This is a genomic window from Curtobacterium sp. Leaf261 (assembly GCF_001422205.1).
GTDB lineage: Bacteria > Actinomycetota > Actinomycetes > Actinomycetales > Microbacteriaceae > Curtobacterium.
Genome location: NZ_LMMJ01000001.1, coordinates 544,788 through 569,075 on the forward strand (window position 1 = coordinate 544,788; position 24,288 = coordinate 569,075).

Here is a 24,288-nt window from a genome sequence, read left to right on the forward strand (position 1 = left end):
CACTGTCTGGGCTTCAACAGCGGTGTCAACCATAGCAGGACGCCCGGCCGCTGATCACCATCCGCCACGCCACCCGGGCGAGTCGCGTGACCGTCGTCGCCGGGGACGCCGCTCAGTAGCCGGCGACCGGGTCCACCACGCCGATGAAGCCCTCGCCCGACCCGTCGAGGAACGCCGCGGTGTTGACGCGGATCCGCTCGGCGAGCAGCGGCGCCACCATCTCCGGGGTGTCGGCCTGGTGCGGCGTGATGACGGCCCCGGGTTCGTCCCACAGCGGATGCTCGTCGGGGAGCGGCTCCGGGTCGGTCACGTCGAGACCCGCCGCGGCGATCTCGCCGGTGCGGAGCGCCTCGACGAGGGCGTCGGTGTCGACGAGCCCGCCACGGGCGATGTTGACGAGCCGCGCCGACGGCTTCATCAGACGGAACTGGGCGGCGCCGAGGAGCTTCGCGGTGCCGGAGGTCATCGCGGCGGCGACCATGACGACGTCCGCGGACGGCAGGACCTCGTCGAGGTGGTCGACGGTGACCGTCCGGTCGGCACCGTCCACCGGATCACTCGACCGTCGGACGACCGTGACGTGCACGTCGAACGGCGCGAGCAGGCGGAGGTACTCGATCGCGATGCCGCCGGCGCCGATCACGACGACGTCCCGCCCGTAGAGCGAGACACCCTCCGGTTCGGTCGCCCACGAGCGTGCCCGAGCCCGCTTCTGCAGGACTCGGAGCGTGCCGAGCGTCAGGGCCAGGGCATGCTCCGCGACCGGCTCGGCGTAGGCGCCCTTGGCGCTCGTGAAGAGCACCCGCTCACCGTGGTCGGCGATGATGTGGGCGAACGCGTCCACCCCGGCGAACGGGAGCTGGACCCAGGTGGCCGCGGGAGATGCCTCCAGTGCGGCCGCCAGGCCATCCGGATCGCGCGCGTCGAGCCAGACGATCCCGCGCGTGTCCGGCGAGGCCGGTGCCACGGTGCCGCCCGCCGACTCGACGGCGGCGACGTGGAGATCGCGTTCGGACGGGAGGATCGCCACCGGTCCCGCGGTCGGCACCGGTCCGGCGAGTGGCCGGCCCACGTCGGTCACCACCGCGCGGTGCCCGCGCGCTCGACGGTCGGACACGGGGGTGGATGCGTCGTTCACTGGACTCCTTCGGTCGGCGCCGCGCCGGCGCTGGGCGATTCCGCAGGCGCCACCCCGGCGCGTGGTGCTGACGAGCGACGAGCCGTCGGGGCGGCGCGCTTGGTCGCGCGTGCCGAGGTGGCGGCGAGGATCTTGACGTAGGGGTCGAGCGGCGCGTCGAAGACCTCGTCGAACGTGCCGATGCCGACCAGTCGCCCCTCGTTCAGGATCGCGACGCGATCGGCGAGGGCACGCGCCTCTCGCACGTCGCTCGACACGACCACGGCGGAGAACCCGATCGTGCGCTGCAGTTTCACGAGCGCCTCGAGCACGGACTGCCGCACCAGGACGTCGACGCCCCGGGCGGGTTCGTCCGCGACCAGGAGCTCCGGCTCGAGGACGAGGGACCGGGCGAGTGCGACACGCTGCCGCTGTCCGCTGGAGAGCTCCCACGTCGGCGCGCGCATGATGCCGAGCGGCAGGTGCACCGCGTCGACGAGCCGCGCGACCATCAGGCCGGCCTCCTTGCGGTCGAATCGTCGGTCCCTGGCGTAGATCGGTTCGGCGATGGCCTCGCCCACGGTCAGGTCGGGGCTCAGGCGGTCGGCGGCGTCCTGGGCGAGGTACCCGATCGTGCCGAGCAGCCGGGTGCGCCGTCGCGAGTGCGCCCTGAGGTGCCTGACCCGCTGCCCGAGGACCGTCAGCTCCCCGCCGACGATCCGCCGTCTGCTCGACGCCTCGCCGTCCTGGCCGTTGCCGAGCTGCCCCGCGACCGCCGCAGCGAACGTCGACTTGCCCGAACCGGACTGGCCGAGCAGCGCGATGATCTCCCCCTGCCGGACCTCCAGGCTCACGCCGTCGACCGCTCGGATCGGACGACTCGACGCCGTCCCCCGGTACTCGATCGAGACGTCGTCCGCCACGACGGCCGGGCCGTTCACCGCGATCATGCGCCCTCTTCCGTGCTCGTCGTCACGCGGCCTGATCGCTCGCGCGCCCCACCCGGTCCCCCGGCGCCGCCGTCATGCCGTCGCCGCGCTGTCGAGCTGTGCCAGCGTACGCCGTCGCTCGGCCTGTTCGGCGGGGTCGGGGACCGGGAGCGACGCCAGGAGACGCTGCGTGTACGGGTGCTGCGGGGCGCCGAGCACCTCGGCCGCGGTGCCCTCCTCGACGAGGTCGCCGCGGTAGAGCACGGCGATCCGGTCCGAGAGCGCACCGACGACGGCGAGGTCGTGGCTGATGAACAGGGACGCGAACCCGAGGTCCTGCTGCAGCTCGAGGAAGAGCTCCAGGACCTTCGCCTGCACCGACACGTCGAGGGCGCTGGTCGGCTCGTCCGCGATGAGCAGCGTGGGCTCGAGCGCCAGCGACCGTGCGAGCGACGCGCGCTGCCGCTGACCACCGGAGAGCTCGTGCGGGTACCGGTCGCCGTAGGCCTTCGGGAGCTGCACCGCCTCGAGGAGCTCGTCGACACGGGTCCTTGCCTGCCGCGGGGACTTCGCCACCCCGTGGACCACGAGGGGCTCGGCGACCGCGTCCGCGATCGTCAGCAGGGGGTTGAAGCTCGACGCCGGGTCCTGGAAGACGAAGCCGATGTCCTTCCGGAGGCGCTTGAAGTCGCGCTCCCGGTACCCGAGCATCTCCGTGCCGAGGACCTCGAGCGAGCCGCCGGTGACCCTCGTCAGGCCGGCGATCGCCCGGCCGATGGTGGTCTTGCCCGATCCGGACTCCCCCACGAGGCCGAGGACCTCGCCGGGGCGGATCGTCAGGTCGACGCCCTTGACCGCGCGGAACGCCGGGCTGCCGAGGCGTCCGGGGTACTCGATCTCGAGACCCCGTGCCCGCACGACGGGCGCGACCGACTCGTCGACGAGCGCCCGCCTGTCGGAGGTGGTCGCCGCCTCCAGTCTGGGCACCGCGGCCAGGAGGCGCTTGGTGTACTCCGCCTCGGGGCTCGCGAACAGCGTGCGGACGTCCGCCTGCTCGACGACCTCGCCCTGGTACATGACGGCGACGCGGTCCGCCAGGTCCGCGACGACGCCCATGTTGTGGGTGATCAGGACGATCGCGGCACCGAACTCGTCGCGGCAGCGGCGGAGCAGGTCGAGGATCTCGGCCTGCACCGTGACGTCGAGCGCCGTCGTCGGTTCGTCGGCGATGATGACGCTCGGTTCGAGCACCAGTGCCATCGCGATGACGACGCGCTGCTTCTGGCCGCCGGAGAACTGGTGCGGGTAGTGGTCGACCCGGGTCTCCGGGTCGGGGATGCCGACCCGACGGAGGTACTCGATCGCCCGCTCCCGAGCCTCCTTCTTGGAGACGCCACCGTGCGCGCGGATGCCCTCCGCGATCTGCCACCCCACCGTGTAGACGGGGTTGAGGGCGGTCGACGGCTCCTGGAACACCATCGCGCCGGCGGTCCCCCGGAGCTCGCGGAGGCGCTGCCGGGAGACCCGGACGACGTCGTCCCCGCCGATCACGACCGCACCGGACACCGTCGCGGTCTCCGGGAGCAGCCGCAGCATGCTCCTGGCGGTCACGGACTTGCCCGAGCCGGACTCGCCGACGAGGGCCAGGACCTCACCCGGGCGGACGTCGACCGAGACGTGGTCAACCGCGTACACGGCCCCGTTGTCGGTCGCGAACGTGACGGAGAGGTCGTCGACCGTCACGACGGCGTCGCGGTCCTCCACGGCCCGGTTCGCCATGTCGCGGTCCGCGGCCTGTCGGCGTTCGATGTCGCTCATGCGCCTGCTCCTCCCGGCGCGTCGACGACGCGCTGCTTCGCCCGACGACGTGCGCGGAGGCGCGGGTCGGAGATGTCGTTGAGGCTCTCGCCGATGAACGTGACGCCGAGCACCAGGAGGACGATCGCGACCCCCGGGTAGACGCCCGTCCACCAGATCCCGCTCGCGGTGTCGGACAGCGCGCGGTTGAGGTCGTAGCCCCACTCCGAGCCCGCGGTCGGACCGATGCCGAAGCCCAGGAAGCCGAGGCTCGCGAGCGTCAGGATCGCGTCGGACGCGTTGAGGGTGAGGATGAGCGGCAGCGACCTCGTGGAGTTGCGGAGCACGTGGCGGGTCATGATCCGCCACGGGTTCGTCCCGACGACGCGCGCGGACTCCACGAACGCCTCGCCCTTCAGCCGCACGGCCTCGGCGCGGACGACCCGGAAGTACTGCGGCACGTACACGACGGTGATCGAGATGCCGGCGGAGATGATGCCGCCCGCGTAGCTCGACTGACCGCCGGAGATCACGATCGACACGACGATCGCGAGCAGCAGGGACGGGAACGCGTAGACGGCGTCGGCGATGACCACGAGGATCCGGTCGAGCCAACCGCCGAGGTAGCCGGAGACGAGACCGAGCAGGACACCGACGATGATCGAGACGACCACCGCGACGATGACGACGAGGACCGCGGTCCGTGCACCGAAGACGACGCGGCTGAACACGTCGTACCCGCCGACGGTCGTGCCCCAGATGTGCTCGGCACTCGGGGCCCCGGTCCGGGGGAACGACTGACCCGATCCGTCCTGCAGCTGGGCGAACCCGTACGGGGCGATGAGCGGTGCGAACACCGCGATGAGGATGAAGGCGGCGCAGATCACGACGCCGGTGGTGAGCATGGCGCGCTGCCATCCCACGCTGCGGCGGAGCTGCACCACGACGGGCAGCCGCTTCCACCAGGACTCGTGACGGTCGACGAGGCTCGTGTCGGCCATGTCAGTACCTCACTCTCGGGTCGATGAGCGCCGCGACGACGTCGACGATGAAGTTCGTGACCGCGACGATGACGGCGAGGACGGCGACGATGCCCTGCACGGCGACGAAGTCGCGCGCGGACAGGTACTGCTGGAGCTGGAACCCGAGCCCGCGCCATCCGAAGGTGGTCTCGGTGAGGACGGAGCCGCCGAGGAGCATGGCGATCTGCAGCCCCATCACGGTGATGATCGGCACGAGTGCCGGGCGGAACGCGTGGCTCCGGACCAGACGACCCTCGCGGACGCCGCGTGACCGTGCCGCGTCGACGTACTCGGACCCGAGCGTGCCGATCATGTTCGCCCGCACCAGCCGCAGGAAGATGCCCGCGGTGAGGAGTCCCAGCGTGAACGCCGGCAGGATCGCGTGCAGCAGGACGTCGCCGATGATCTGGCCATTGCCGGTGCGGAGCGCGTCGATGATGTAGATCCCGGTCGCGCCGGGCACCTGGTTCAGCGCGAGCTCGATGCGCGTGGACGCCCGGTCGCCGAGCGGCAGCACGTTCAGCCAGATCGAGAACACGAGCTTCAGGAGGAGCCCGCCGAAGAACACCGGGGTCGCGTAGGTCAGGATCGCGAGCGCCCGGAGCAGCACGTCCGGCCAGCGGTCGCGGCAGTAGGCGGCGACCATGCCGAGGGGGATGCCGAGCACGAGCGCGATGACGAGCGCGTAGAACACGAGCTCGACCGTCGCGCCGCCGTACTGCAGGATGATCCCGCTGATCGGCCGGTTGTCGGTGACGGTCGTGCCGAAGTTGCCGCGGACGATCTGCCCGAGGTACTCGAGGTACTGCACGATCACCGGACGGTCGTACCCCGCGGCGTGCAGACGCTCCTGCAGCTGGTCCGGGGTGAGCCGTCCGCCCACCGAGGCGACGATCGGGTTCCCGATGACGCGCATCAGGAAGAACACGAGCGTCACGAGGATGAAGACGGTCGGGAAGATGAGGAGGAACCGGATGAGGACGTACCGTCCGAGCCCGCCGCCGCCCGACCGCTTCGCTGCGGTGGGTTTGGTCGGATCCGACTCGACGATGTCCGCGTTGGTCACGGTCACGAGAGGGGGTGCCTTTCTGTCACACGAGAGGGGGTGCCTCGTGGCGAGGCACCCCCTGACGGTGTGGGACTACTTGGAGAGCGTGCCGTAGCGGAACTTGAACGAGGCGTCGAGCACGAGCCCCTTGACGTCCTTGTTCGCGACCGCGACCGACTTGCCCTGCAGGAGCGGGAGGGTCGAAATCTGCTCGGCCTCACGCTGCTGCGCCTCGCCGATGAGATCGGCGCGCTTGGACTTGTCGGACTCGGCCTGCTCGTCGGCGATCAGCTTCTGGATGGTCGCGTCGTCGTAGTGGTTCTGCACGAAGTTCTCCTTCGTGAAGAACGGCGACAGGTAGTTGTCCGCGTCCGAGAAGTCCGGGAACCAGCCGAGCTGGTACTCGGGGTACTGGTCGTCGGTGCGCTCCTTGGCGTACGTCGTGTAGAGCGTCGACTGGATGTTGACCGTGAAGAGCCCGGTGTTCTCGAGCTGCGTCTTGAGGAGCGCGTACTCGTCATCGCTCGACGACCCGTAGTGGTCCGGCGCGTACTGGATGTTCAGCTCGACCTTGCCGTTGATGCCGGCATCGGACAGCGTCTTCTTCGCCTTGTCGACGTCCGCGCCACCGCTGCCGTCGCCGTACAGCGACTTGAACGGCGTCGTCGCGCCCGTCAGCCCGTCCGGCACCATCGAGTACAGGGGCTGGTAGGTGTTGTCGTAGACCTCCTTCGCGATCGCCGCGCGGTCGACCGAGTCGGCGACGGCCTGGCGGACCGCGAGGGCCTTGTCGGTGCTCGCCTCGGAGGTCGTCGCACCGAAGGGCTGCGTGTTGAAGTTGAAGACGAGGTAGCGGATCTCACCACCGGGACCGTCGGTGACCGTGAGGTTCGACTTCTTCGACAGGCTCGCGAGGTCGGTCGGCGTCAGCGAGCGGTACGCCACGTCGACGTCGCCCTTCTGCACGGCGAGCTTGAGGTCGGTCTCCTTGGTGAAGTACTGGGCCGTGACCTCGTCGGTCTTCGCCTTGTTCAGGACACCGTCGTACTTGTCGTTGACCTTGTACTGGATCAGGTCGTTCTCCTTGTACGAGGAGATCATGTACTGACCGGCGAACGCCTTGCCCGACACGATCGCCGCGGAGCTCGTGAGCTTCGTCGGCGAGAAGACCTGCTCGTCCACGATCGGACCAGCCGGGCTCGAGAGCACCTGCGGCCAGGTCTGGTCGGCGTGGTCGAGGTGGAAGACCACGGTCGTCGCGTTCGGCGTCGTGATGTTCTTCATGTTCGCGAGCAGCGACTGCGGCCCGTTCGGGTTGTTGATCTTGATCTCGCGGTCGAACGAGAACTTGACGTCGCTCGAGGTGAGCTTGTGCCCGTTCGCGAACTCGAGACCCTTCTTGAGGGTCACGGTGTACGTCGTCGGGTCGGTGAAGACGCCCTTCGTCGCGATGTCCGGCTTGACGTCCGGGCTCCCCGACGGGGTGTTCATCAGGAACGGGAAGACCTGGTTCTGGACGGCGAACGAGCCGTTGTCGTACGAGCCGGCCGGGTCGAGCGACGTGATCTTGTCGGTGGTGCCGACGATCAGACCGTTCAGGTCGGTGGTCGAGCTCCCGCCGCCGGCACAGCCGGTGAGCGCGAGCGTCACTGCCGCGGTCCCTCCGGCGAGCACGAGCGCGCGCTTGCTCCACTTGGTCACGGATGCCATGGCCGATGTGCCTCTCTGTCATGAATGCGCAGGATGTGTCCCGTGCAGGGTCCCGGGCAGCCGGAATCGATCTGCTGTGACCGCCCGAGGACAACTATTGCTAACACCAGGGGTCCCCACGCAACGAATCGCCGCGGGTTTGTTTACATCGTCGAAACGCAGTTGACCCGACGCTTGTCTTTTGCAAGTATGAGCGCGTCCGATCCCGGACCGTTCGAGGGAGAACACGATGACCATGATGTTCGTCAGCCTGCCGGTGACCGACCTGGAGCGCGCGAAGTCGTTCTACACGGCGATCGGCTTCACGATCAACCCGCTGTTCACCGACCACAATGCTGCCTGCGTCGTGGTCGAGGAGGACCACAGCGCGTTCATGATCCTCGTCCGCGAGTACTTCCAGACCTTCACTGCGCTCCCGATCGGCGACCCGGCTGTCGCGCCGTCCGTCACGAGGGCGATCTTCCTCGACAGCAGGGAGGCAGTCGACACTGCCGTGACAGCCGGGCTCGCCGCCGGTGGGTCGGAGGCGCAGGCCGCGTCCGACTACGGCTTCATGTACCAGCGACAGCTCACCGACCCCGACGGCAACATCCTCGAGTTCGGCTGGATGGACCCGACCGCCGCGGCGCAGGGTCCGGACGCCGCCGCGGCACACGGCTCGGACGCGACGGCGGCACACGGCTCGGACGCGGCCGCTGCACCCGAGCAGGACTGAGGCCGATGGCGGCACGGAGCTACGGCCAGTACTCAGGGGTCACGCGCGCGGTCGAGCTGATCGGCGAACGGTGGGCGCTGCTCATCGTCCGCGACCTCCTCGTCGGACCGCGTCGCTACGGCGAGCTCGCGGAGGGACTCCCCCGCATCCCGAGCAACATCCTCGCGACCCGGCTCAAGGAGCTGCAGGCAGCGGGGGTCATCCGTCGAGCCCCGCGGTCCCGGGTCGTCGTGTACGAGCTCACCCCGTACGGCCGGGAGCTCGAACCGGTGGTGCTGGCACTCGGCGCCTGGGGCTTCAAGGCGCTCGGTCCACCGGAGGACGAGCAGACCGTCAGTGGCGAGTCGATGATCTTCGACCTGCGGACAGCCTTCCGCCCCGAGGCCGCCGCGGCGCTCCCGACCACGGCGTACGCGACGACGGTCGGTTCCGCCGATCTGCTCATCCGCGTCGACGGTGACGTCCTCGACGTGCGACGCGGCGGTGGGCCGGTCGACCTCGCGTTCGACGCCGGGCGGAACGTCCACCGTCTCCTGGCCGGGGACCTCGACCCGGAGCGCGCGATCGCGCAGGGCGACGTCACGGTGCTCCATGGTCGCGGCGAGCTCCTCGGGCGGTTCGTCCGGACGTTCCACCTCGCCGCCTGAGCCGCCTCGGACCGGTTCTGTCCCAGGGGGCGTCAACTACGCCAGGGACCCCCTCGGCCAGTTGACGCTCCCTGGGGCAGAACCCGTCGGCAGCGACCGGCCTGGGGCAGAACCCGTCGGCAGCGACCGGCCTGGGGCAGAACCCGTCGGCAGCGACCGGCCTGGGGCAGAACCCGTCGGGACGGCGCGGTCAGGACTGCTCGGCGTCCGCGCGGAGCCGCATCCGCTGCGCGTCGATGTCGACGAGCTGCCGCTGGAGCTCGGCCCGCCGGTCCGCCTGCTCGTGCGGGTCCGCGCGCTGCAGCTGGCCGATGAGCGATGCCTTCCGCGCAAGGAGGTCCCGCTCGACGAGCGCGACGACGATGCCCCGCGCGAAGATCGTCAGGTCCTCGTCCGTCCGGGTGGGCAGCGGGGAGACGGCGAGCTCCTGCACGACGTTCCGGACGGGGTCGGGCACGTCGGCGAGCACGCGGTCGAGCCAGTCCGCGCTGCTGGCCTGGTCGACGTTCGCCACGACGGCGTCACGGACCACCGCGAGCATCGGCGCGCTGAACGTCGCGACCGCCGTCAGGGTGATGAGCGGCATCCCGACGCGCATCGGCTGCTGCACCATCGCCATCACGGCGTCCCGCTCCATCCGGGTGATCGGGTCGTTCGGGAGCGACCGGATCGTCGCGAGGGGTTCGGCCATCGACTCGCCGGCTCCGCTCGACCCGCCGCCGGGGTACGTGGAGCCGGTGCCACCGCGACCTCCCTGCGGACCGCCGCCGGCGGACCGGGCTGCACCCGTGCCTCCAGTCCGGCCGCCGCGGTCGTGACCGCCGTCGCTCCCCAGCGCCCGTCGCGCGTTCTCGACCGCGCGGCCGACGTCGCCGATCTCCATGCCGAGCCAGCCGGCGAGGTTCCGGACGTACCCCTGGTTCAGCGAACGGTCGCGGATGCCGGCGACGACCGGCGCGGCGGCACGGAGTGCGCTGACGCGACCCTCGACGGTCTCGAGGTCGTGTCCGTCGAGTTCGCGGCGGACCATGAACTCGAACATCGGCCGGCGGGTCGACACGAGGCGGCGGATGGCGTCGTCGCCCCGCGCCAGTCGGAGGTCGCACGGGTCGAGCCCCCCGGGTGCGATCGCGACGAAGGTGCTCGAGGCGAACCGCTGCTCCTCGGCGAAGGCCCGCGACGCCGCGCGCTGCCCGGCCTCGTCCGGGTCGAACGTGAACACGATGTCGCCGAGCTGGGAGAGGTCGCGGTCCGCGGAGTCGCCGAGCATCGGGCGGAGCACCTTGATGTGGTCGACGCCGAAGGACGTGCCGCACGTGGCGACCGCGGTCGTGACCCCGGCGAGGTGGCAGGCCATGACATCGGTGTAGCCCTCGACGATGACGACCTGCTTGCCCTTCGAGATGTCCCTGCGGGCGAGGTCGAGCCCGTAGAGCACCTGGCTCTTGTGGTACACCGGCGTCTCGGGGGTGTTGAGGTACTTCGGGCCCTTGTCGTCGTCGAGCAACCGCCGGGCGCCGAAGCCGATCGTGGCTCCGGTGACGTCGCGGATGGGCCACATCAGTCGCCCGCGGAACCGGTCGTACGGCGAGCGGTCCCCCTGGCTGACGAGCCCCGCGTTGACGATCTCGTCCATCGAGAACCCGGCGCCGCGCAGGTGGTCGCGGAGGGCGTCGAAGGACTTCGGCGCGTACCCGATGCCGAAGTGTGCCGCTGCCGCGGGGTCGAAGCCGCGCTCCCCGAGGAACCGCCGTGCCGGATCGGCCCCCGGGGTCACGAGCTGCGACACGAAGAAGTCCGCCGCTGCGGAGTTCGCCGCGAGGAGGCGCGCACGGGTGTTGTGATCGGTGCGGGGCCCGTCGCCGTCCTCGTAGTGCAGGGTGAGGCCGATCTTGGCGGCCATGCGCTCGACGGCCTCCTGGAAGGTGGTGTGGTCCATCTTCATGAGGAAGCTGAAGACGTCCCCGTCCTCACCGCAGCCGAAGCAGTGGTAGCGCCCGACCTGGGGGCGCACGTGGAAGGACGGACTGCGCTCGTCGTGGAACGGGCACAGCCCCTTAAGGCTCCCCACACCGGCCGACTTCAGGGTGACGAAGTCGCCGACGACGTCGGCGATGTTCACGCGAGCGCGCACCTCGTCGATGTCGTTCCGCACGATCAGTCCCGCCACGACACCGATCCTAGTTCGCCGACCGGACGTTCCCGGACCCGCTCAGACCGCGATGTGGACGGTCTCTGCGACACCACTCACCAGCCGTCGGTGCCACGCGAGCGCGCCCTGGTCGGTGAGCGTCGCGACCTGGTCGATCACGGCGCGCTTCCGGCCCTGGTCGTCCGTCGCAGCCCGCCAGTCGGCCGCGAATCCGGGCTCCAGGTCGCTCGCCCCACCGGCGTCGAGCGCGTCGAGGAGCTCGGTCAGCACCGTCCGCTGGTCCTGGTACACGGGCTGTCGATCGCCGTGGGTCATCACGAACGCCGCGACGATGCCCTTGAGCACGGCGATCTCGCCGATGATCTCCGGCGGGACGACGACGCTCGCTGCGAACCGGACGAGGCTGCCGGAGGCGTAGGACTCCCGGGTCGCGCTCGTCGCCGTCCTCGCGAATCGACCGATGAGCTGGCTCGTCAGGTTCTTCAGGCGCGCCTGGTCCCGCCGGGTCCCGTCGTAGCTGCTCATCCACAACGAGAGTCCGCGGAGTCGTTCGAAGGCCTCGATGAGCTCGTCGCGGCTGAGGTCGTCGCCGACCCACGCGTGCATGGCCGACACGATGTCGTTCTCGCCGACGCGGTCGTCGAGCGCCGCCATGTCGATGAAGCCCGCGACGATGGCGTCCTCGAAGTCGTGCACCGAGTACGCGATGTCGTCGGACAGGTCCATCACCTGCGCCTCGATGCAGCGCTGCCGGCGAGGGGCGCCCTTCCGGAGCCACGCGAACGCCGGGGTGTCGTCATCGTAGAACCCGAACTTCCGGCGCCCCGACGGGTCCGCGACCCCCTGTGCGGCCGGCCACGGGTACTTGCAGCTCGCGTCGAGACTCGCCCGGGTCAGGTTGAGGCCGTACACCTGTCCGTCGTCGCCGAACATCTTCGGTTCGATGCGGGTCAGCAGCCGGAGCGTCTGGGCGTTGCCCTCGAACCCGCCGACGTCCGCGGCCCAGGCGTTCAGCGCGGTCTCGCCGTTGTGTCCGAAGGGCGGGTGGCCGATGTCGTGCGCGAGGCAGGCGGTGTCGACGACGTCCGGGTCGAGACCCAGGCTGTCGGCGAGCTCGCGACCGACCTGCGCCACCTCGAGCGAGTGGGTCAGTCGGTTCCGGGCGAAGTCGAGGCCTGTCGTCGGACTGAGCACCTGGGTCTTCGCGGCCAGTCGGCGGAGTGCGCTCGAGTGCAGCAGGCGCGCACGGTCCCGCGCGAAGTCGCTGCGCCGACTCGAGTGCTCCTCGGGCAGCCACCGCTCGGTGTCGGCCGGACCGTAGCTGCCGAACGCGGCACCGCCGAGGCTGTCGGGACCGCTCATCCAGCCGTCGTTCATCCGCCGGAGTGGTGCAGCTCGGCCGCCGCGAGCACCTTGCGGAAGGCGTCGTCGAGGTCGCGGCTCTCGAGCCACTTGTCCGGGAGCGACGGCCTCTTGGGGTGGCCGGCTCGTCCGCGGGGCCCCTCGGCGTCGGCGCCCGGGTACGGCTCGGATCCGTCGAGTGTGCCGAGCAGGTCGTCGATCTCCTGCAGAGTGCTCGACAGCGCGAGCCCGGACCGGACGTCGCTGCCGACCGGGTACCCCTTGAAGTACCAGGCCACGTGCTTGCGGATGTCGCGGCAGCCGCGGCCCTCGTCGTCGTGGAACTCCACCAGGAGGGCCGCGTGCCGTCGGAACGCAGCCGCGACGTCACCGAGGCTCGGCATCGCCTTGACGTCCTCGCCGCGGAAGGCCGCCGCGAGGTCGCCGAAGAGCCATGGACGCCCGAGGCAGCCCCGACCGACGACGACGCCGTCGCAGCCGGTCTCGTCGACCATCCGCAGGGCGTCGGCCGCACTCCAGATGTCGCCGTTGCCGAGCACCGGGACGCTCGTGACGGTCTCCTTGAGGGTGGCGATCGCCGACCAGTCCGCCTGCCCCGAGTAGAACTCGCTCGCGGTCCTGGCGTGCAGGGCGATGCTCGCCACCCCGGCGCCCTCAGCGGCACGACCGGCCTCGAGGTACGTCAGGTGGTCGCGGTCGATGCCCTTCCGCATCTTGATCGTCAGAGGGACGTCACCGGCGGCCTTGACCGCGCGCTCGACGATCTCGCGGAACAGCCCGAGCTTCCAGGGGAGGGCCGCTCCCCCACCCTTCCGTGTGACCTTGGGCACCGGGCACCCGAAGTTCAGGTCGATGTGGTCGGCGCGGTCCTCGGCCACCAGCATCGTGACGGCCTCGGCCACGGTGTTCGGCTCGACGCCGTAGAGCTGGATCGACCGCGGGGTCTCCGACTCGTGGTGCTGGATGAGCCGCATCGACTCCGGGGTCCGCTCGACGAGGGCACGACTCGTGATCATCTCGGAGACGTAGAGTCCGGCGCCGTACTCGCGGCAGAGGCGGCGGTACGCGGTGTTCGTGATCCCCGCCATCGGCGCGAGCACGACGGGGACGTCGACCTCGATGGGGCCGATCCGCAGCGGAGCTGCTGGTGTGGTGGTGAGTGTCATCGTTCCTCATTCTCCCATCGATCGCGCTGGTACGGTCACGGCATGACGACCCCTGTGGACAACTCCGCTCCCGACTCCGACGGACCCGATCGCTTCGCAGCCGATGCGGCCGCTCGCGGGCTCGCCGTCGAGGTCGTCGAACGCCCGGCGGCGAACTCCCTGCACGAGGCCGCGGACCTGCTCGGGATCGAGCCGGGCGACATCGTCAAGACCCTCGTCGTCAAGCGCCACGACGGCTTCCTGCTCGCCCTGATCCCGGGCGGCCGGAGCATCGCGTGGAAGAAGCTCCGGTCGGTCGTCGGCGTCAACAAGCTCTCGATGCCCGATGCGTCGGTCGCGCTCGCGGCCACCGGCTACGAGCGGGGCACGATCACCCCGATCGGCACCCTCACCCCGCTGCCGGTCTTCGCCGACGAACGGATCCTGGGGCGCCGGATCGCGCTCGGAGCCGGTCGACACGGGGCGAGCGCGTTCGTCGATGCCGATGCCCTCGTGGCCGCCTACGGCGCGGTCGTGGCGGACATCACCGACGAGGAGCAGCCCCGCGGGTAGTCCGCCGCCGGGCCGGCGTTGCGTGTTCCGAACACGCTCGTCCACCCGGAACCCTCGTATCCGCGTGTTCGAGCTGGACGCACGTGTTCAGAACACCTTCGCCGCAGGGCTCAGTCGGGGACTTCAAAGAAGCACGTGTCGCCCTCGCAGACCGGCGCACCGCCGGACGGGACGAGCGCGACGAGCGCGGGTCGTGCCTCCCGTCCGTCCACGACGCTCGACGCGACGCTCGCCTCGGACGCGACCCGCGTCTCGGACGCGACCGACGTCTCGGACGCGACCGACGTCTCGGACGTGACCGACGTCTCGGACGTGACCGACGCCTCGGACGTGACCGACGCCTCGGACTGGAGGCTCGGCTCCCCCTCCACGGACACGGTCACGTTCGTCATCGGGTCGCCTCCTCGGCCACCGCGTCGTCGGCAACCGCGTCGTCGGCGGCGCGTGCCACCCCCTCGGGGTCGGCCTCCCGGAGCGCGACGACCTGCTCGAGCACCTGCGTGAACGTCGCGGGGTCCTGGGCGCCGGAGACGCCGTACTTGCCGTCGATGACGAAGAAGGGCACGCCGTTGATCCCGAACGCCTGCGCCTCGGCCTGGTCCTCGCGGACCGCGGCGAGCTGGCCGTCCGTGGCGAGTGTCGTCCGCACTTCGTCCGGGTCGAGCCCGATCTCCGCACCGAGCGCCGCGAGGTCGTCCTCGTCGCCGACGTGCCGTCCCTCGACGAAGTACGCCGCGAACAAGCGCTCGACCATCGCGAGCTGGAGCCCCTTCGTCTTGGCGAGGTGGATGACCTGGTGCGCCTTGACGGTGTTCGTGTGGTGCAGGTCGTCCCACGCGTAGTCGAGGCCGACGCTCTCCGCGATCGAACCGACCTGGTCGAGCATCTGCTGCGCCTGGTCGACCGGCATGCCCTTGTGGCGCGAGAGGAACTCGGCCTCGGTGCCCTCGAAGTCGACCGGGGTGTCGGGGCTCAGCTCGAAGGAGTGGTACTCGACCTCGACGGTGCCGCCCGCAGCGCCGAACGCGGCCGCTCCCGCCTCGAACTTGCGTTTGCCGATGTAGCACCAGGGGCAGGCGATGTCGCTCCAGATGTCGACCTTGACGGGATCGTTGCTCATGGTGTGCGGCAACGGGCGCCGCGGGCGCGGCATTCCCGGCGGGCGGGTCGCGTGTTCTGAACACGCCCGTCCGACGCGAACACCCGGATCCACGTGTTCGACGTGGACCCGGGTGTTCAGAACACGCGCGGAGCGAGCCGCAACGGCTACGCCCCGAGCAGCCTCGTCGCGAGGTACCCCTGCAGCTGGTCGAGCGCGACCCGCTCCTGGCTCATGGTGTCGCGCTCGCGCACCGTGACCGCCTGGTCCTCGAGCGTGTCGAAGTCCACCGTGATGCAGAACGGCGTCCCGATCTCGTCGTTGCGGCGGTAGCGGCGGCCGATCGCGCCGGCGTCGTCGAACTCGACGTTCCAGAACTGCCGGAGGTCGTCGGCGAGCTTCCGGGCGACGGGCGAGAGCTGCTCGTTGCGGGAGAGCGGGAGCACGGCGGCCTTGACGGGGGCGAGTCGCGGGTCGAGCCGCAGCACGGTCCGCTTGTCGATGCCGCCCTTGGCGTTCGGGGCCTCGTCCTCGTGGTAACTGTCGAGGAGGAACGCCATGAGCGCCCGGGTCAGGCCGAACGACGGCTCAATGACGTACGGCACGTAGCGGTCGCCGGACGCCTGCTCGAAGTACCGGAGGTCCTGGCCGGACTCCCGGATGTGGTTGTTCAGGTCGAAGTCGGTGCGGTTCGCGACACCCATGAGCTCGCCCCACTCGCTCGACACGAACCCGAACTTGTACTCGATGTCCGCCGTGGCGTCCGAGTAGTGCGCCCGCTCGCCGTCCGGCACGTCGAAGCGGCGGAGGTTCTCCGGGTCGATGCCGAGGTCGGTGAACCACGACACCGCGTCCTCGATCCACCGCTCGTACCACTCGCCGGCCTCGGCCGGGGGCACGAAGAACTCGATCTCCATCTGCTCGAACTCGCGCGTCCGGAAGATGAAGTTGCCGGGGGTGATCTCGTTGCGGAACGCCTTGCCGACCTGGCCGATGCCGAACGGGGGCTTCATGCGGGACGTCGTGACGACCTGGGCGAAGTCGACGAAGATGCCCTGCGCGGTCTCGGGGCGGAGGAAGTTCAGCCCCTCCTCGTTGTCCACCGGGCCGAGGTAGGTCTTCAGCATCCCGGAGAAGTTCTGCGGCTCGGTCCACTCGCCACGCGTGCCGCAGTTCGAGCAGGCGATCTCCGCCATGCCCCCCTCGGGCTCCCGGTTCTTCTTGGCCACGAACGCCTCGATGAGGTGGTCCTGGCGGAACCGGTGGTGGCAGTGCAGGCACTCCACGAGGGGGTCGGTGAAGGTGGCGATGTGCCCGGACGCCTCCCACACCTTCCGGGGCAGGATCACGGCGGAGTCGAGCCCCACCATGTCACCGCGGCTGCGCACGAACCGCTGCCACCACTGCCGCTTGATGTTCTCCTTGAGCTCGACACCGAGGGGGCCGTAGTCCCAGGCGGAGCGGGAACCCCCGTAGATCTCGCCGGACTGGAACACGAAGCCGCGACGCTTCGCGAGGGCGATGACGGCGTCGAGACGGGTGGGCTGGGCCAAGGAGAGCTCCTCCAGGTCGCCGAGCTGGATGCCCGGTGCGGAAACGTACCGGGCAATCGTAGCGGGCGGGCTGGGTCGAGCCGGCCGGTGCGGTCCGGCGGACCTCGTGCACCGGCCTGGAGGCACGACACGCCTCGGACTTGACAGTGACGTTTCAGACACAGAATCTTTAACGCCACTGCTCCGGTGGGAAGCAGCTAGGGAAAGGAATCCTCGATGAAGAAGATCACCACGCTCACGACCGGCTTGCTGCTCGCCGCGGGGCTGGCCATCACTCCGGCAATCACCGCGTCCGCGTCACAGACGGACCGGCTCGGGTTCGGGCCGGAGTCCGGCGGGGCTGTCGCGACGACGGAGACGCAGTCGCGCACGACCCCGTCGGACACCAGCGCCCGGAGCGGGGGTGGGACATGGATCTGGGGCATCAACTCGGTTGTCTTCTCGAATTATCTCCATGGTTCGCGCTGCCACGGCTCAAGTGTGCAGGGCAAGACCTTCGTCCGGAGCAAGAACGTTGGGTCTGGGAAGTGGTCGTACGCGAACGCCGTGCCTCGGTTCAACGCAGTCGACGAGGCCTACTACCGCCTCTGCTGACCAACCCGGGTGAGCGCCCGCCGTGATGCACGGCGGGCGCTCACCTCATGAAAGGCGGTTGCATGCTCCCCCGAACGCTTCGCTGGGCCTACGTCGTCCCGATCCTGGTCGCGCAGCTCTTCGCGTTCTTCACGATGTTCGAGACCGACCAGGACCGATTCATCGGGCCGACGTCGATCATCAAGGTCTCCGAGACTGCCGACAGCGCCCCCGCCGCAGACGTCACCGCCATGGTCCGCCGCGTCAGCCGTGAGACGGGGGCGGGGATCGCCCGAGAGGTGACCGATGCGAGCGACCCGAACCGGCACCGCACCCTCGTGGTCACGGCGAGCGACACGACGTCGCTCCCCGGCCGTTGGACGGTCGACGGGTATCGCGACTTCGACCCATCGATGCGCACCTCCGTGGTGGCCATGGACGAGTCGAACTCGGCGGACCCGCGCGGCTACTACTACACGTTCGCGGGCCACGGCTCCGAGGGCGTGTTCGTGGACGGCTTCCGGAGCCTCGGCTACGAGGTGCGCGCCGCGCCGTACGAAACCATCCTCGACATGTCGCTGTGGACAGTCGGCGGGTCCGGACTCGCAGCCGCAGGATCCCTTGTGCTATTGGTGGTCGTGCTCGCGGCCGGTGGTTGCCTCGGAGCACCACGGCGTGGCGCGCTCCGCCGGATGTCCGGCGCGAGTGCTGTCGCTGTCTGCCTCCGCGAGGCGTGGGACGTCACCCGACGGGCGGCACCGTGGTTCGCCACGCTGATCGTCGGCGCAGCGCTGCTCGGCGTGTACAACGGTCTCGCGCAGCACACGACCTACCTGCTCGTGTTCGGCGTGCTCTGGGTGGTCTTCACCGTTCCCGTCGTCCTGACGCATGTCATCTGCACCCTGGTGCTGCGCCGCCAGCAGATCGCGAGCGCCATCCGCGGCAACCGGCCCGCTCGTTCGTCGATCGCGCTCGCTGGCGCATCGAGAGTGGTCGCGACCCTGATCCTCGTCCCCTCGGTGTTCGCGTCCGTGCAGAGCACTGCTGCGACGGCGTCCATCCAGGCAGCGCGTGCCGACCGAGCAGCTGCCGGAACTGCGGCGCAGCTCTGGGGCAGCGGCAGCCTCGGTGCACCATCGCGACGAGACGCATTCTGGGATCGGCTCGGACGGTTCGCCCGTGACGCGCAATCGCGGCGGGAAGCATTCCTGGTCCACGGGGATGAGCTGTCGGTTGCGGATCGTCCAGACCTCGGGGCACTTCCGGTGCTCGTGGTCGACAGGGGATACCTCGAACGTCAGACCGTGCGAGGAGCTGACGGCGCACGCGTCGAAGTGCCTCCCGGGGGGCAAATCGGCGGGGTCCCTGAGGTCATGATCCCCGAGCGCCTTCGGGCAGAGGCGTCTGCGGTCACGGACGCCGTCCGCGACCAGGTGCTGCGAGATCCTCGGGGCGGACCAGCACCCGACGTGAGGACGGGATTGATCAAGGACGCCCAACGGCTCTACACCTACTCGACGGACCAGATACGGATGCCCTCGTGGGTCGTCGATCCGGTCGTCGTCGTCGAGCCTCCTGGCAGCGCCACCTTCAGCGACGACACCTACGGGAGCTGGATCACGAGTGGCGAGGTGCTGTTCACCGACACTGATGTCGCTGCCACCGCGATCGCCCGCCATCACCTCGATCGGGTGTTCCTCGCGGTGTTCCCGGTCGCACGGGAGGCGGCGGACGAAGAGCACCGGCTCACTGCGGCGCGCCGGGTCGCCCTCCTCTCCGGGATCGGTGCGATCGCCGTCGCCGTGTTCGCCGCGGCAGGAACCGTGGGTCTGGTGCGGCGTCGACAGGCAACGGAGAACTTCGCGCGGTTCGCCAGCGGCTGGTCGTACGCACGAGCGAATCGCGCGCTACTGGCTCTCGAGTGTGCGGTCTTCCTTCTCGGAACCCTTGCCTGCGCGAACGCGTTCTGGTCGGCCCGTACCAGCGTTCGCGGACCGCTCCAGGCACTCGATCCATCGGCGGCGAGCGCACCAGCAGCTCTGTCCGGGTCGATGGCAGCCGTCTGCTTCGTGAGCGCAGTGTCGATCGGGGTCGGACTGGTCAGCAGCGCACGGTCGATCAGGTCCAGGTCGTCCGAGTCATGAACACACCACGAAGGGAAGATCCGATGATCGAGGTACGAGGTGCCACGAAGCGCCGGGGCAAACGGACCATCTGGGCCGACGTCGACCTGACCGTCGCCCGCGGTGAACTGCTCGCGCTGACGGGAGCGAGCGGCTCGGGGAAGTCGACCCTGCTCGACTGCATCGGACTCATCGACGCGCTCGACGGCGGCACGGTGGTGCTCGACGGGCGGGACACGGGGCCGATGCACGCTCGGGGACGACGACTCGCGCGGCGCGACCTCCTCGGCTACCTGTTCCAGAACTACGCACTGGTGGAGGACGCCACCGTCGAGGCGAACCTCGACGTCGTCCGAGCCGGAGCAACCCGGCGCAGGACCCGCCGCGAGGAGAACGAGGAGGCGCTCGACCGGGTCGGTCTCGTCGGCCGCTCGAAGGACGTCGTCCACGAGCTGAGCGGTGGGGAACAACAACGGGTCGCACTCGCACGGCTCCTGGTGAAGCGTCCCCGCATCGTCCTCGCCGACGAACCGACGGGTGCCCTCGACTCCGTCAACGCCGACATGGTGATGACGGTCCTCCGCGAGTTCGCCGACGCGGGTGCAGCTGTCCTCGTCGCGACGCACACCGATTCCGTCCGCGAGGCGTGCGACCGGGAGTTCTCGCTCGACGACCTCGCAGCCCCGACGACGGCACCGGTCCCGATCCGAACGGGAGCAGAAGCAGCGGGACGCTCCGCCTGACCTCAGCGCCCGAGCGCCGCCACCACGCTGTCCACGTCGGACTCGTCGTTCCAGAGGTGGAAGGCCACGCGCACCCGACCGGCGCGCCCGGACACCGTGAGACCGGCGTCCTGCAGGCGGGCGAGATCGGCACCGGACGGGTCGGACCACGTCACGATCGCCTGACCCTGCGGTGCCAGCCCGAGCCGGCCGGACAGCCGATCGGCGAGACCGGTGGCGTGCCTCCAGACCGATGCCATGTCGAGCGACGCGAAGAACCGCAGCGCCGGGACCGCGCCGGCCCATGCCTGCCACGCCGGCGACACGTCGAACCGGCGGGCGTCGTCGGCGAGCGTGATCGCCGGGCCGTAGCAGGACGACCACACGTCGGCACCCGCGTACCAGCCGGCCTGCACCGGGCGGAGCTCCGCGAGCGCGCGGTCGGACACCGTCATGAACGCGACCCCGCGCGGGCAGCACAACCACTTGTAGGCGTGGGTCACGGTCACGTCGTACCGGGTCGCATCGACGGGGAGCACCCCGGCGGCCTGGGTCAGGTCGCAGACGGTGAGTGCCCCGACAGCAGCGGCAGCGGCGCGGATCACGGCGTCGTCGGCCAGCGCACCGGTCGCGGACTGCACGGCCGACCACGCGACGACGGCGGTGTCCGGTGTGACGGCGGCGGCGAGCGTGTCCAGCGGGACCGAGCGGACGCGGACGCCGCGGTGCGCCTGCGCGAGGAACGGGAACACCACGGAGCTGAAGTCGCCGTCGACGACGAGGACCTCGGCGCCGTCGGGGACCGAGCACGCCACGACACTCACGAACACCGACGTCTGCGATCCGATCGCGACCCGGTCGACCGGCGCTCCGACGATCGCCGCGAACGCCGCACGTCCCGCATCGGCGACGGCGCCGGACGCCACCGGGTCGACGATGCCCCGCTCCCACCGCTCCGTGTCGGCGCGCATCGCGTCCGCGGCCGCTCGCGTCGGGAGCCCGCCGGTGCACGCTGCGAGGTACCCCCGGCCCGCGGAGAACGCCCGGGCGGCGTCGGCGATGGTCGTCGCGGACGCAGACGCAGACGCAGACGCAGACGCAGACGCAGTCGCAGACGCGGACACGGTCGTGGAGTGGGACATGTCCCCATGCTCGCGGGCACTGATCCATCACAGAAGAGGGAATCCACGAGGGCTGCCATAACATCGCATGATGGACGATCTCGAGCCGCAGACCCTCCGTGTCCTCCGCGCCCTCGCCGACGTCGGCTCGATCACGGGAGCTGCGACCGCGCTCGGGATCAGTCAGCCCGCCGTCAGTCAGCACCTGCAGCGCGCCGAGGCCCGGCTCGGCCAGCCGCTCGCTCTCCGCGGTCCGCGAGGCATCACCCTGACGGACGCAGGGCGCATCCTCGCGGGGCACGCCGTCCACGTGGACGCCGCCCTCGCCGCCGCGCGTCAGGACCTGGACGCACTCGGCGGTCTCATCCGCGGTCGGGTCCGGCTCGCCGGCTTCCCGTCGGCGTCGTCCACCCTCGTGCCGGACGTCCTCGCGCGGCTCGCGCGATCCGCCCCGGGACTCGACGTCAGCTACGTCGAGGTCGAGCCGCCCGAGGCCGTCGCGATGCTCCGCGAGGGCGAGGTCGACCTCGCGCTGACCTTCACCTACGTCGGCGAGGAGCAGCGGCCCGAGCCGTCGCTCCGCTCCCGGCCGATCGGTACCGACCCGCTCGTCCTGGTCACGCCGGCCGACGGCGCGCAGACGGTCGACGAGAACCGGACGGGAGGCAGGGTGCCGGACCCGACGGACCGCACCCCTGCCACGGGGCGCGCGGGGACGGCTGGTACCGGAGGTCCGGTCGACCTCGCGGACCATCGGGACTCCCGCTGGATCGGTGGGTGTCCGCGGTGCCGGGGCCACCTGCTTGCCTCGTGCCGGGCGTCGGGGTTCACCCCCGACATCGTCCTCGAGACGGACAACGCCGCCGCCGTGCTCGGTCTCGTCGGCGCCGGCCTCGGGGTCGCACTGCTGCCACGGCTGGCACTCGCGAGCTCGATCGTCCCGCCGACCGTCCGGATCGACCCCGTGGACGACCTGTTGGCCCGGCGCATCGAGGTCGCCGTCATCCGGGGCACCGCCCGCGTGCCGAGCATCCGCGCCGCGCTCGACGCCGTGGTGGCCCTGGACACGGTCGCCGTCGGGCTCGCTGTCTGACCGGCCGGGCGCGCCGACCGGCAGCGGCGCGGTCGGGTCGTCAGAGCATCGGGGCGTCAGAGCGTCGGGGCGTCAGAGCGTCGGGGCGTCCACGGCTCCGCCGAACCGCCGGTCGCGCGACGCGTACAGCTGGATCGCATCCCAGAGGTCCTGCCGCCGGAAGTCCGGCCAGAGCCGGTCGAGGAACACCATTTCGGCGTAGGCGGACTGCCAGAGCAGGAAGTTGCTCGTCCGCTGCTCGCCGGAGCTCCGGACGAACAGGTCGACGTCGGGCATCTCCGGCGTGTACAGCCGCCGGGCGATCGTCTTCTCGCTGACCTGTGACGGCTTCATCCTGCCGGCAGCGACGTCGTCGGCGATCCCCCGGACGGCATCGGCGATCTCGGTCCGGCCGCCGTAGTTCACGCACATGGTCAGGGTCAGGACGTCGTTGTGCGCCGTCATCCGCTCGGCGACCTGCAGTTCGTCGATGACGCTCCGCCAGAGCCTCGGCCGACGCCCCGCCCAGCGGACCCGAACGCCCCAGTCGTTCAGCTGATCACGCCGCCGGTGGATGACGTCGCGGTTGAACCCCATGAGGAACCGGACCTCTTCCGGGGAGCGCTTCCAGTTCTCCGTCGAGAAGGCGTAGGCCGAGATGTGCTTGACGCCGACCTGGATGCCCCCGGCGACGACGTCGAGCAGCGAGGCCTCCCCTGCGCGGTGACCCTCGATCCGCGTGAGCCCCTTGCCGTTCGCCCAGCGGCCGTTGCCGTCCATCACGATGGCGACGTGCTCGGGGACGGCGCCGGCCGGGAACCGCGGCGGTGTCTCCCCGGTCCAGTCGATCGGCCGGAACGGCTCGGGTTCGCTCTGTCGGCGGGGGCTCATGCGGCGTGCCTCATGCGGTGGGGGTTCCTTCCGGAGATGTGGCGGACGGAGATGTGGCGGACGGGGCAGTGGCGGACGGGATGTTGTCTGCCGGGAGCGGGTCGTGCCTCCCGTCCGTGGGCAGACGTGTCGGGCGCTCCGTGCGGTCGACGTGCGGGAGCGACCGCAACGATCGTTCCAGATGCCACTGGGCGTACGCGGCGACGACCCCCGAGGCACGCGATCGGGTGCGCTCGTCCGTGGCCTCGGCCGCGGTCCAGTCGCCCGCGAGCAGGGCGCCGAGGAGCGCGAGCGTCCCCGGATCGAGCCGCGGCGTCCCCGGGGGTGCCGCACGGTCGGCGACGACCCCGCCGAGCTGGACGACGAACGCGGTGTGCGGCCCCGGGTCCCCGGTGACCGCGCACGTGCTGAAGCTCGGCGCCCACCCGGCGATGCTCATGGCCCGGAGCAGGTACGAATCCAGGGTGAGTGTCGACGCGTGCTCCTGCTTGGACAGGGACCGGAGCGCACCGACGAGGAGCAGGTACTGCTGCAGGCCGACATCGGCGTCACTCAGCCGGTCGGCGGTCTCGACCATGGCGCTCGCGGCGGTGTAGCTGCCGTAGTCGGCGGCGATCTGCGCGCCGTAGGACCCGAGTGACTCGGCCTGGGTCACGATGTCGAGCGAGCGACCCTCGTAGAACTGCGCGTCGACGACCATGAACGGTTCGAGCCGCGACCCAAACTTGCTCGCGGTGCGCCGGACACCCTTCGCCACGGCACGGATCTTGCCGTGCTGTCGGCTCAGCATGGTGACGATCCGGTCGGCCTCCCCCAGCTTGTGGGTGCGGAGGACGACGCACTCGTCGCGGTACAGGGGCACGGGTCCAGTATCCCCCGTGCCCCCGACGCAGCCCGCCCTTCGCAAGACACGAAGA

General features: G+C 70.4%; 22 protein-coding genes. 7 read left to right on the forward strand and 15 right to left on the reverse strand.

The window, feature by feature from the left end:
* Positions 1-112: 112 nt before the first annotated feature.
* The 6 genes from ASF23_RS02395 to ASF23_RS02420 all read right to left on the reverse strand — a co-directional run bounded on the left by ASF23_RS02395 (position 113) and on the right by ASF23_RS02420 (position 7,623).
* A complete protein-coding gene (locus ASF23_RS02395) occupies positions 113-1,138 on the reverse strand; it encodes a D-isomer specific 2-hydroxyacid dehydrogenase family protein (RefSeq protein WP_235510742.1) in 1,026 nt (341 codons plus the stop codon).
* Positions 1,135-2,067, reverse strand: coding sequence for an ATP-binding cassette domain-containing protein (locus tag ASF23_RS02400; RefSeq protein WP_055948314.1), 933 nt, complete (start codon positions 2,065-2,067; stop codon positions 1,135-1,137). Before ASF23_RS02400 ends, ASF23_RS02395 begins: the two co-directional genes overlap by 4 nt.
* Positions 2,068-2,139: 72 nt before the next feature.
* Positions 2,140-3,825, reverse strand: coding sequence for an ABC transporter ATP-binding protein (locus ASF23_RS02405; protein ID WP_055949145.1), 1,686 nt, complete (start codon positions 3,823-3,825; stop codon positions 2,140-2,142).
* A gap of 35 nt (positions 3,826-3,860) precedes the next feature.
* Positions 3,861-4,844, reverse strand: a complete 984-nt coding sequence (locus ASF23_RS02410; protein WP_055948317.1) for an ABC transporter permease — start codon at positions 4,842-4,844, stop codon at positions 3,861-3,863.
* Between the two features lies 1 nt (position 4,845).
* Positions 4,846-5,931, reverse strand: a complete 1,086-nt coding sequence (locus ASF23_RS02415; protein ID WP_442855006.1) for an ABC transporter permease — start codon at positions 5,929-5,931, stop codon at positions 4,846-4,848.
* Positions 5,932-6,006: 75 nt separating this feature from the next.
* Positions 6,007-7,623 (reverse strand): ABC transporter substrate-binding protein, encoded by a 1,617-nt coding sequence (locus tag ASF23_RS02420; RefSeq protein ID WP_055948319.1) that lies wholly within the window; start codon positions 7,621-7,623, stop codon positions 6,007-6,009.
* 229 nt (positions 7,624-7,852) lie between these two features.
* On the opposite strand from ASF23_RS02420, the gene ASF23_RS02425 reads away from it, so the two are divergent.
* The gene (locus ASF23_RS02425; protein WP_156364054.1) at positions 7,853-8,338 is read left to right on the forward strand and encodes a VOC family protein; all 486 of its coding nucleotides are present in this window, start codon (positions 7,853-7,855) and stop codon (positions 8,336-8,338) included.
* A gap of 5 nt (positions 8,339-8,343) precedes the next feature.
* Positions 8,344-8,985 (forward strand): winged helix-turn-helix transcriptional regulator, encoded by a 642-nt coding sequence (locus ASF23_RS02430; RefSeq protein ID WP_055948321.1) that lies wholly within the window; start codon positions 8,344-8,346, stop codon positions 8,983-8,985.
* Between the two features lie 190 nt (positions 8,986-9,175).
* On the opposite strand, the gene dnaG is transcribed toward ASF23_RS02430, so the two are convergent.
* Genes dnaG through dusB form a run of 3 tightly spaced genes read right to left on the reverse strand, consistent with a single transcriptional unit; the run spans position 9,176 to position 13,665 of the window.
* Positions 9,176-11,155 (reverse strand): DNA primase, encoded by a 1,980-nt coding sequence (gene dnaG / locus ASF23_RS02435; RefSeq protein WP_055948324.1) that lies wholly within the window; start codon positions 11,153-11,155, stop codon positions 9,176-9,178.
* A gap of 42 nt (positions 11,156-11,197) precedes the next feature.
* The gene (locus tag ASF23_RS02440; RefSeq protein ID WP_055949151.1) at positions 11,198-12,499 is read right to left on the reverse strand and encodes a deoxyguanosinetriphosphate triphosphohydrolase; all 1,302 of its coding nucleotides are present in this window, start codon (positions 12,497-12,499) and stop codon (positions 11,198-11,200) included.
* An 11-nt stretch (positions 12,500-12,510) separates the two neighbouring features.
* A complete protein-coding gene (gene dusB / locus ASF23_RS02445) occupies positions 12,511-13,665 on the reverse strand; it encodes a tRNA dihydrouridine synthase DusB (protein ID WP_055948326.1) in 1,155 nt (384 codons plus the stop codon).
* 42 nt (positions 13,666-13,707) lie between these two features.
* Here dusB and ASF23_RS02450 point away from each other — a divergent pair, with 42 nt between their 5' ends.
* The gene (locus ASF23_RS02450) at positions 13,708-14,217 is read left to right on the forward strand and encodes an aminoacyl-tRNA deacylase (protein WP_055948328.1); all 510 of its coding nucleotides are present in this window, start codon (positions 13,708-13,710) and stop codon (positions 14,215-14,217) included.
* A 110-nt stretch (positions 14,218-14,327) separates the two neighbouring features.
* Here the strand turns inward: ASF23_RS02450 and ASF23_RS02455 are convergent, their stop codons facing one another.
* From ASF23_RS02455 to ASF23_RS02465, 3 genes are all read right to left on the reverse strand, one after another.
* The gene (locus ASF23_RS02455) at positions 14,328-14,609 is read right to left on the reverse strand and encodes a hypothetical protein (protein WP_055948331.1); all 282 of its coding nucleotides are present in this window, start codon (positions 14,607-14,609) and stop codon (positions 14,328-14,330) included.
* The gene (locus tag ASF23_RS02460; protein WP_055948333.1) at positions 14,606-15,337 is read right to left on the reverse strand and encodes a DsbA family oxidoreductase; all 732 of its coding nucleotides are present in this window, start codon (positions 15,335-15,337) and stop codon (positions 14,606-14,608) included. Before ASF23_RS02460 ends, ASF23_RS02455 begins: the two co-directional genes overlap by 4 nt.
* 146 nt (positions 15,338-15,483) lie before the next feature.
* Positions 15,484-16,869, reverse strand: coding sequence for a glycine--tRNA ligase (locus ASF23_RS02465; protein ID WP_055948336.1), 1,386 nt, complete (start codon positions 16,867-16,869; stop codon positions 15,484-15,486).
* A 216-nt stretch (positions 16,870-17,085) separates the two neighbouring features.
* Here ASF23_RS02465 and ASF23_RS02470 point away from each other — a divergent pair, with 216 nt between their 5' ends.
* From ASF23_RS02470 to ASF23_RS02480, 3 genes are all read left to right on the forward strand, one after another.
* Complete coding sequence (locus tag ASF23_RS02470; RefSeq protein WP_055948338.1) at positions 17,086-17,463, forward strand: lactococcin 972 family bacteriocin; 378 nt, start codon at positions 17,086-17,088, stop codon at positions 17,461-17,463.
* Positions 17,464-17,525: 62 nt separating this feature from the next.
* A complete protein-coding gene (locus tag ASF23_RS02475) occupies positions 17,526-19,586 on the forward strand; it encodes a hypothetical protein (protein WP_055948339.1) in 2,061 nt (686 codons plus the stop codon).
* A gap of 23 nt (positions 19,587-19,609) precedes the next feature.
* Positions 19,610-20,308 (forward strand): ATP-binding cassette domain-containing protein, encoded by a 699-nt coding sequence (locus ASF23_RS02480; protein ID WP_055948341.1) that lies wholly within the window; start codon positions 19,610-19,612, stop codon positions 20,306-20,308.
* A gap of 2 nt (positions 20,309-20,310) precedes the next feature.
* On the opposite strand, the gene ASF23_RS02485 is transcribed toward ASF23_RS02480, so the two are convergent.
* Positions 20,311-21,429 (reverse strand): aminotransferase class V-fold PLP-dependent enzyme, encoded by a 1,119-nt coding sequence (locus ASF23_RS02485; RefSeq protein ID WP_082473724.1) that lies wholly within the window; start codon positions 21,427-21,429, stop codon positions 20,311-20,313.
* A 70-nt stretch (positions 21,430-21,499) separates the two neighbouring features.
* Between ASF23_RS02485 and ASF23_RS02490 the strand changes: the two genes are divergently transcribed.
* Positions 21,500-22,501 carry a LysR family transcriptional regulator gene (locus ASF23_RS02490; protein ID WP_235510743.1) on the forward strand — a complete coding sequence of 334 codons (1,002 nt, stop codon included), beginning with the start codon at positions 21,500-21,502 and terminating at the stop codon, positions 22,499-22,501.
* A gap of 72 nt (positions 22,502-22,573) precedes the next feature.
* On the opposite strand, the gene ASF23_RS02495 is transcribed toward ASF23_RS02490, so the two are convergent.
* Together ASF23_RS02495 and recO are read right to left on the reverse strand one after the other, a co-directional pair.
* Positions 22,574-23,371 (reverse strand): isoprenyl transferase, encoded by a 798-nt coding sequence (locus ASF23_RS02495; RefSeq protein ID WP_055948347.1) that lies wholly within the window; start codon positions 23,369-23,371, stop codon positions 22,574-22,576.
* A gap of 10 nt (positions 23,372-23,381) precedes the next feature.
* The gene (gene recO, locus ASF23_RS02500; protein WP_082473725.1) at positions 23,382-24,233 is read right to left on the reverse strand and encodes a DNA repair protein RecO; all 852 of its coding nucleotides are present in this window, start codon (positions 24,231-24,233) and stop codon (positions 23,382-23,384) included.
* Between the last annotated feature and the right edge of the window lie 55 nt (positions 24,234-24,288).